The organism is Psychrobacter sp. UBA5136, assembly GCF_002414005.1.
Taxonomy (GTDB): domain Bacteria; phylum Pseudomonadota; class Gammaproteobacteria; order Pseudomonadales; family Moraxellaceae; genus Psychrobacter.
Window position 1 is genome coordinate 1 of sequence record NZ_DHYG01000041.1, and the last position, 8,023, is coordinate 8,023.

Consider the following 8,023-nt stretch of genomic DNA (forward strand, 5'->3'; position numbering starts at 1 on the left):
TTAAAGTTGAGAGTGGGGTTAATATATAGAAAACTCTCCATTAATAGCGCATTTTCTATTAGCGCCAAGGCATACATCAATTATAAGAAGAATTTTTGGCTTCTCACCAGTGCACTGCGGTATCAATATGTGAATAAATGTGAGGTTAACCGACAGTTTGTAACTTGCCTTTTCTGGAGCTGATATCCATGAGCTTTTATTCTACGACCTGTTTAAATCTTCCTCCAATAAAAAACCAAGCATCAGTATTTATCGGAACAAATACTGGCGCTTGGTTTTTATTGAGTTTTGCCATTGAGTCTTAACAAAAAATACATAGAATGCATTTAGCGTTTAAAATGCCGCTGAAAAAGGGCTAGACCGACTCGCCAACGCCATTAATGATCTTTAATAGATGCTCTTGAGCTATGTGCGGCGTCTCATCTGCCACTGGCTGTAACTGCTGCCAAACGCCATTACCGTCAAGCGTCCAAGCCTGAGTATTGTCTTGTAGATAGTTAATCAAGCCATCTTGATAAATTTGCTTAAACAGTTTTTTATCTTCGATTGGAAACGCGACCTCGACGCGGTGGAATAAATTGCGATCCATCCAGTCAGCACTGCCACAATACAAGCGCTCGTCTCCATCATTATAAAAGTAATAAATGCGCGTATGCTCCAAAAAGCGCCCAATGACAGAACGTACGGTGATGTTTTCAGACAACCCTTTTACTTGCGGACGCAGGCAACACATGGAGCGCAAAATCAGCTCAATCTTAACGCCTGCTTGCGACGCATCATAGAGTTTATCAATCAAGCGGCGTTCAGTCAGGGCATTGACCTTGACGATAATATGGGCGCGCTTTCCTGCCTTGGCATGAGCAATTTCATCATCGATAAAGCTCATTAACTTTTCATGCAAGGTAAAGGGCGCATGAAGGAGCTTTTTTAGATTGGCCGGTTTGCCCATTCCCGTCAACTCTTGGAATATCTTGTGCACATCCTCTGAGATATCGGGGTCGGCTGTGAACAAGCCGTAATCGGTATAAACTTTGGCATTTCCGGCGTGATAGTTACCAGTGCCTAGATGCACATAACGGCGAATTTTATCGTCTTCACGGCGAATGATAAGCATCAGCTTGGCGTGGGTTTTGTAGCCAACAATGCCATAAACCACCACCGCGCCAGCTTCTTGTAGATAATTGGCCACCGCAATATTTGACGCTTCATCAAAACGGGCGCGTAACTCAATAACTGCCGTCACTTCTTTGCCATTGCGAGCAGCAGCCGCTAGGGCTTTGACAATTTCTGAATTGGTGCCTGAACGATACAGCGTTTGCTTAATGGCGAGTACCTTTGGGTCGCTTGCCGCCTGCCACAGCAAATTGATAATTGGCGAGAACGCATGAAACGGATGGTGTGTCAAAACATCGCCTTTACGCATCGCGGCAAACATGCTGGTCGCTTTATCGAGCTTATCGACTTCACGGCGAAACGGTTTGGGGACGACATGGGTAAACGGCTGGTAACGCAGCGCTGGAATGTTAAAGTCAAATAGTAAGCGCGTTAAGTTGACCGGACCATTGACGCGGTACAATTGGTTGTCGTGCAGCTCAAATTCATTGAGCAAATAATCGCTAATCGGCGCCGGACAGTCGGTGGTAACCTCTAAGCGCACCTTATCGCCAAAGCGGCGGTTTTCAAGCTCGCCCTCTAGCGCTTTAGCAATATCATCGACATCGTCTGCTAAGTCTAAGTCGGCGTTACGCGTCAATCTAAACTGATGGCAGCCAGTGACATTCATACCAGGAAATAGATCGCTGACGTGTTCATGTATCACGGCCGATAGCATCACATGATACTCTTTGCCGCCCGTTAGTTCATCCGGCAAACGGATGACGCGCGGTAGGCTGCGCGGCGCTGGCACAATCGCCAGATTGATATCGCGACCAAAGGCATCTTTACCCTCTAAAGTAGCGATAAAGTTTAAGCTTTTATTGACTAAACGCGGAAACGGATGGGCGGGATCAATGCTAATGGGCGTCAAGACAGGCGAGACTTGCTCAGTAAAATACTGCTTCATCCACGCCGATTGCTCAGGCGTTAGCTCGTCACGTTTTAAGTAGCGGATATCTTCTTTGGCAAGGGCGGGCAGGATATCTTCATTTAAAATGCGGTATTGCTCATCAATGGCTTCATGAGTAACAGCAGAGATTTCTCTTAGCACTTCACTTGGGCGCATGCCATGAGCACTGGTTGAGACGTCACCCATATTGAGTTTTTGCATAATACCGGCAACACGAATTTCAAAAAACTCATCAATGTTTGACGAAAAAATGATTAAGAAAAACAACCGTTCTAACAAAGGATGGCGCGGACTGGCCGCCTGCGCTAGCACCCGCAGATGAAACTGCAATAAAGACAAATCGCGATTAATATAGCTGCTGGCTGAATAGCTACCATCATCCAAACGCTGCCAGTCAATTTCCGTTAAGCCCGCAGGCGAGCTTTTAGTCAAATTCTCATCTACTTCGGCAAGGCTTGTGCTGACCTCGATATCGGTTTTTATATCAACATCAATATCAACATTGTCGTCAACCTCATGACCATCATTTTTCTCATTATCCATCTCTGCCACCTTCTTATTCCTTTACCGTGATCGATACGCCGTCATCTTTTGTTTTTACCAAATCCCTTTTAGCTATTTTTTATGCCTATTATTTTTTACCCTAAGCTGATTGCGGCAAAACCGCATTTTTCATGCGTTTTTTAATGATACGCTGTTTATTGCGCAAGCGTTTGTCGCTTTGATGACCTTCGTAGTATTTTGGATTGGTCAGCATGGCGATTAGTAAGGCAGATTCGTCACGATTTAAATTAGCAGCGGATTTGTCAAAATAGTATTGCGCGGCCGCCTCGATACCGTAAATGCCATTACCAAACTCGGCGACATTGAGATAAGCGGTCAAAATGCGCTGTTTATCCCATAGCGTTTCTATCATTACGGTGATAATCGCTTCCTCAGCTTTACGGGTATAAGAGCGATGCGAGGTTAAAAATAAATTTTTGGCCAATTGCTGGGTTATGGTGGAGCCGCCCGCTGACATTTTGCCCGTTGCTTCGTTCTTTTTACGCGCCGCCTCGATACCTTTCATATCAAAGCCGTTATGCTGGCTAAACGTCGAATCTTCACTGACAATCGCCGCTTGTTTGGCAGATTTGGCAATGGCATCATACTCTGCCCATGTCTGCGTGACCGTACCGCCCGTTAAACGGTGGGTTAGCATAAACATGCTGTTATTAATCGGCTGGGTTTTCCAAATAAGCAGTAGACCTGCGACCAATATATGGAATGCCACCACCAACAACATGAATGCCAATAATAAGCGTTTAAGTAATTTGCCAAAACTTGCCATGCGAGCGATATCCGAGTGGTTAAAAAATAGTCGTCATATTAAATTGCTAACACTAACGCGCTAATCATAAATAGCAGGTCATCTTACCTAATCTCACAATCGCTGTCATTATTTACCCTATTTCTTTATCATGTAAATACTGCCAAGTGCTACGAATACTTTTCCTTAAAAAATTTAAAAGTAATGCTTGGCGATAAATACGGCAAACAGACATAAGAATAAGAGTGTAAATATGGCTAATGGTAATACGGTAGCAATGTTACGGGCACACATGATTGCCACCAATCCCAATCTTGGTACGGCTGAAAATCAAGATAAATGGTGGCTACTCGGGACGACTGGCTGTCATCTTTGTGACGTCGCTGAACACCTACTCAGCCAATTTCAAGCGGTGCAGCCGATACGCTATCAGTATGTTGATATTGCTGATTTTGATGAGGTGCTGATGATGGAGTTTGCTACCACGATTCCTGTGATATTGACGCCATCAAAACGCTTGAACTATCCTTTTTCAGTATTGGATTTGCAGCAATTGTTAATAGGGTCATAAAGCAGACAACGTAAAAAATGATAATAATGAGAAACCTATGAGAGAGTTAAGCCCGACTTTAAAGAAAGTCACAGAAATTGAAGATTTGCGCCGTGTTGCCAAGCGTAAAGTTCCGCGCATGTTTTATGATTACGTCGATTCAGGCTCATGGACTGAGACCACTTATCGCAATAATGAAACCGACTTTGACCGTATTAAATTGCGCCAGCGGGTATTGGTCAATATGGAAGGGCGCTCACTTGCCACTAATATGCTAGGCTCAACAGTCAAAATGCCGGTGGCTATCGCGCCGACTGGCTTTACTGGTATGATGTGGGCCGATGGTGAGATTCACGCCGCACGGGCAGCGGAGAAATTTGGCGTGCCCTTCTCGCTTTCGACCATGAGTATCTGTTCTATCGAAGATGTGGCAGAAAACACCAGTGCGCCGTTTTGGTTTCAGCTATATGTGATGCGTGACCAAGAATTTATGGCCAACTTGATTCGCCGCGCTAAGGCGGCCAATTGTTCCGCGCTTATCTTAACTGCGGATTTACAAGTGCTGGGACAACGACATAAAGACATTAAAAACGGTCTCTCTGCGCCGCCAAAACCTACCCTCGCCAATATATTAAATCTCATGACCAAGCCGCAATGGTGCCTGAATATGCTCGGCACCAAGCGGCATACCTTTGGCAATATCGTCGGCCATGCTAAAAACGTCGAGGATATTTCATCGCTCTCGGCATGGACGGCCGAACAATTTGACCCAGCGCTAAGTTGGGATGATGTCGCGCGTATTAAAGATATGTGGGGCGGCAAGCTGATTATCAAAGGTATCATGGAACCTGAAGATGCCATCATGGCTGCCCGTAGCGGAGCCGATGCGCTCGTCGTCTCAAACCATGGCGGACGTCAGCTCGATGGGGCGCTGTCTTCCATTGCCGCGCTTGCTGATATCGTGCAAGCGGTACGAGCAGAAAACAGCAATATTGAGGTTTGGCTCGATAGTGGTATTCGCTCCGGTCAAGACGTGCTTAAAGCAATGGCAATGGGCGCTAACGGGACAATGATTGGTCGCGCGTTTTTATATGGGCTTGGCGCTTACGGCGAAGATGGCGTGCGCCGTGCGCTGGAGATTATCTATAACGAGTGCGACATCAGCATGGCGTTTTGTGGCCATACCGATATCAATCAAGTAACGAATGATATTTTGGTTAAAGGTACTTATGAAAATCTTAAAATCGATGCTTATTAAAACAATAAAAAACCGCTTCTTATTATAAAGGCAGCCTTTATTAAACATTCATAACTCACTTATGGGTGACACGCCTTAACCCTAGCCTTTATACTCTACTCATCACTTTTTATTGATAGTTTGCGTTTATGACCATTCAACAATTATTAAAAACCGCGCCCGTCACCACTTTGCTATTAATAAGCTTTATCGGCTTATTTATCATGCAGGTGCTGAGCGGCGTCGATGCCAACAATCCATCGACCGAAGCATTGCTCAAATGGGGCGCCAATGCTTTGCCTTATACCATGGATAATGAACCATGGCGCTTGGCAAGTAGTGCGTTTTTGCATATCGGTCTGATGCATTTATTGTTTAATGGTTTTGCCATGTATTTCTTTGGGCAAATCGCCGAGCCGATGTTTGGCTCAGCGAAGTTTTTGGTGTTATTTTTACTGGCGGCAATCGGTGGTAATTTACTGAACAATTATGTCACGTGGCAAGGTATCTTAGATGGCACTGGTCAACCTGGGCTATCAGCGGGCGCGTCTGGCGGTATCATGGGTATCGGTGCCGCGCTATTGATAGCCGCGCTGTTTAAAATATCAGTCAATGGCATGGTGCTCAATCTGAAAAGCCTAATCATTATTATGGGCATCAATTTGGTATATGGCTTTGCCGTACCGGGGATTGATAATGCTGGTCATATTGGCGGCGCGGTCACAGGATTGGTGATTGCATTGGCGTTTGCCATTGCCTACCGTCAGCGCTTGGCTGCGACGCTACAGCATCTACCTAGCCGAGCTCAAGACATTTATCAGACTACTTATATCAACTCTCCAACAAGTAGCGATACTGACTTTTCTATCCCTACTTCTACCCACGCTCCGCGCTTTGATAATGAGGGTAATTTTGATAATAACAGCAGTTTTAATCACGACTCTGCTGTAAACTTACCCTTAGATAGCTATGCTAATCATGCAGCCCTTAATCACGGCAAAATTAACGAACAACAAACAGCGACCAAATCGACCCTTATTTGGCAATTGCTACCGTGGCTGGTCATGCTGCTGATCAGTATTGGTTTTATATGGTGGTGGCAAGATATTCATCAGCAAATACTACAAGTGCTAGCGGCCATTGAGTAAAACGTCAGACTTATTTATCATTCTACTTATCAACGCTTTTTTATCATTTATCCCACCTACTTATGAGAGCAAACCATGTTTAAATCATCAGCGCTATCGAAACCGTTGACGCGCACTGTCAGCGCATTGACCGCCACTGCCCTATTTAGCGTCGCCAGCATCTCTAATGCCGGACTGTTTAAAAACAACTTACCGACTGATAAAGATGCCATTTTAAGCGTCGGCGTCAACGTCATGGCAGTCAAGTCAGCTTATGATTTGGAAGACAGCACCGACATAAAAGTATTGCCGGGTGTGTTTTATGATAACAACAGAATCTATGCACGCGGTGCGCAAGCTGGCGCTTATATCATCAATGATGGCACCAATCAGCTAGCGGCTTATGCGCAGCTCGATGGCAGTGAGTTCGACCCTGACGATGCAACTGGCGCGCTGCAAGGTCTTGATGAGCGTAAAGCCTCAGCCGCTGCCGGTCTATCTTATCTGCGCCGTACGCCTGTTGGTGGTTTTCGTCTACAAGTCGCGACTGACGTGTTAGATAAAAGTGGCGGCAATACGGCGCGCTTGACCTATCTTGCCAAAATCACTAAAGATAAGCTGACCGTCTATCCAAGCATTGGCTTTGAGTACCATGATGCCGACTACAATAACTATTATTATGGCGTTAGTGCGCAAGAGGCAGCGAAGACAGGCGTCGCTGCTTATGAGTCAAATAATAGCTTAAACCCTTATATTAATATTAGTGCTAACTATGACTTTAATGAGCGCTGGGCAGGATTTGCCAATCAAAGCTTAAGCTATCTACCAAATGAACAATACGATAGTCCAATGGTTGACTCGCGGACGGATGCCACGACGACGTTAGGGTTGTTGTATAAGTTCTAGAGTTTTAGAAAGGTGATAGAAAAAGCCGAGCATTTTGCTTGGCTTTTTTTTGTTTTGAAATGAGCTGAATTGCAGGGTATCACATTGTGCACTAATAAATATTAAGCATATTCAATAGGTTCAATACCATCTAAGAAGTCCAAGTCACCCGTCTCGACCAAACGTAGCTCATAAGTGGATTGTAGGTTCAGCCAAAACTGAGCGCTACCATCAAAGTACTTAGCTAAACGCAAAGCTGTATCTGCTGTTATACCTCGCTTCTCACGTACAATTTCGTTAATACGTGCAGGAGTAACGCCAAGTTTATTTGCTAGGCTATTTGCACTCATATCGAGCGGTTCAAGAAAATCTTCTCGTAATACTTCGCCAGGATGAATTGGACGCATACCGTTTTTAGTCATGAGTTTCTCTCTATCTCTTATTGTTGCTAGATTCTAGATTAATGATAATCGATAATTTCTACATCTGTAGCGCCGTGCTCTGTCCAAAAAAAGCATAGTCGCCACTGCGAATTAATGCGAATGCTATGCTGACCTTCTCTGTCACCATGCAAAGCTTCTAGTCGGTTACCGGGTGGTGCTTTTAAGTCTTCAAGCATAGTTGCACTATCTAACAGTAGTAATTTACGCTCTGCAACGTTTTTAATGGCAGACCAACGCTTTGTTTTTCCAGTAGAAAAAAGAGTTTGAGTGTCACTACATTTGAAATTAACGATCATATAAGTCTCAATACCCTTTATTTATGTTTTTAAAATAAGTTGTAGTGCTATTTCTTATAGTATATCGATAATCGATAAACATCAATAAAGATAACCCCAGTTCGGGATAAG

At 44.5% G+C, this 8,023-nt stretch carries 8 protein-coding genes; 4 read left to right on the forward strand and 4 right to left on the reverse strand.

Annotated features, from left to right (window positions below; translation table 11 throughout):
- Window positions 1-355 precede the first annotated feature (355 nt).
- Both ppk1 and mtgA read right to left on the reverse strand, forming a co-directional pair.
- A complete protein-coding gene (gene ppk1, locus B4240_RS05840) occupies window positions 356-2,608 on the reverse strand; it encodes a polyphosphate kinase 1 (RefSeq protein WP_296237397.1) in 2,253 nt (750 codons plus the stop codon).
- A 100-nt stretch (window positions 2,609-2,708) separates the two neighbouring features.
- Window positions 2,709-3,395: a monofunctional biosynthetic peptidoglycan transglycosylase gene (gene mtgA, locus B4240_RS05845; RefSeq protein ID WP_296237384.1), complete on the reverse strand. Its 687-nt coding sequence runs from the start codon at window positions 3,393-3,395 to the stop codon at window positions 2,709-2,711.
- A 232-nt stretch (window positions 3,396-3,627) separates the two neighbouring features.
- Between mtgA and B4240_RS05850 the strand changes: the two genes are divergently transcribed.
- From B4240_RS05850 to B4240_RS05865, 4 genes are all read left to right on the forward strand, one after another.
- On the forward strand, window positions 3,628-3,945 hold the full coding sequence (locus B4240_RS05850; protein WP_296237386.1) for a glutaredoxin family protein: 318 nt from the start codon (window positions 3,628-3,630) through the stop codon (window positions 3,943-3,945).
- Between the two features lie 37 nt (window positions 3,946-3,982).
- Entirely contained in the window at window positions 3,983-5,182 is a 1,200-nt protein-coding gene (locus B4240_RS05855) for an alpha-hydroxy acid oxidase (protein WP_296237388.1), read from the forward strand.
- A 128-nt stretch (window positions 5,183-5,310) separates the two neighbouring features.
- Window positions 5,311-6,309: a rhomboid family intramembrane serine protease gene (locus B4240_RS05860; RefSeq protein WP_296237390.1), complete on the forward strand. Its 999-nt coding sequence runs from the start codon at window positions 5,311-5,313 to the stop codon at window positions 6,307-6,309.
- A gap of 75 nt (window positions 6,310-6,384) precedes the next feature.
- Window positions 6,385-7,194 (forward strand): MipA/OmpV family protein, encoded by an 810-nt coding sequence (locus B4240_RS05865; RefSeq protein ID WP_296237392.1) that lies wholly within the window; start codon window positions 6,385-6,387, stop codon window positions 7,192-7,194.
- A 101-nt stretch (window positions 7,195-7,295) separates the two neighbouring features.
- Here B4240_RS05865 and B4240_RS05870 read toward each other — a convergent pair whose 3' ends face one another.
- Window positions 7,296-7,595, reverse strand: a complete 300-nt coding sequence (locus B4240_RS05870; protein WP_296237393.1) for a HigA family addiction module antitoxin — start codon at window positions 7,593-7,595, stop codon at window positions 7,296-7,298.
- Between the two features lie 38 nt (window positions 7,596-7,633).
- The gene (locus B4240_RS05875; RefSeq protein WP_296237395.1) at window positions 7,634-7,912 is read right to left on the reverse strand and encodes a type II toxin-antitoxin system RelE/ParE family toxin; all 279 of its coding nucleotides are present in this window, start codon (window positions 7,910-7,912) and stop codon (window positions 7,634-7,636) included.
- Window positions 7,913-8,023: the final 111 nt, after the last annotated feature.

Excerpts from the sequence above, each read along its gene's own strand:
- ppk1 (WP_296237397.1), bottom strand. The coding sequence starts at position 2,608 with ATGGATAATGAGAAAAATGATGGTCATGAGGTTGACGACAATGTTGAT.
- mtgA (WP_296237384.1), bottom strand. The coding sequence starts at position 3,395 with ATGGCAAGTTTTGGCAAATTACTTAAACGCTTATTATTGGCATTCATG.
- B4240_RS05850 (WP_296237386.1), top strand. The coding sequence starts at position 3,628 with ATGGCTAATGGTAATACGGTAGCAATGTTACGGGCACACATGATTGCC.
- B4240_RS05855 (WP_296237388.1), top strand. The coding sequence starts at position 3,983 with ATGAGAGAGTTAAGCCCGACTTTAAAGAAAGTCACAGAAATTGAAGAT.
- B4240_RS05860 (WP_296237390.1), top strand. The coding sequence starts at position 5,311 with ATGACCATTCAACAATTATTAAAAACCGCGCCCGTCACCACTTTGCTA.
- B4240_RS05865 (WP_296237392.1), top strand. The coding sequence starts at position 6,385 with ATGTTTAAATCATCAGCGCTATCGAAACCGTTGACGCGCACTGTCAGC.
- B4240_RS05870 (WP_296237393.1), bottom strand. The coding sequence starts at position 7,595 with ATGACTAAAAACGGTATGCGTCCAATTCATCCTGGCGAAGTATTACGA.
- B4240_RS05875 (WP_296237395.1), bottom strand. The coding sequence starts at position 7,912 with ATGATCGTTAATTTCAAATGTAGTGACACTCAAACTCTTTTTTCTACT.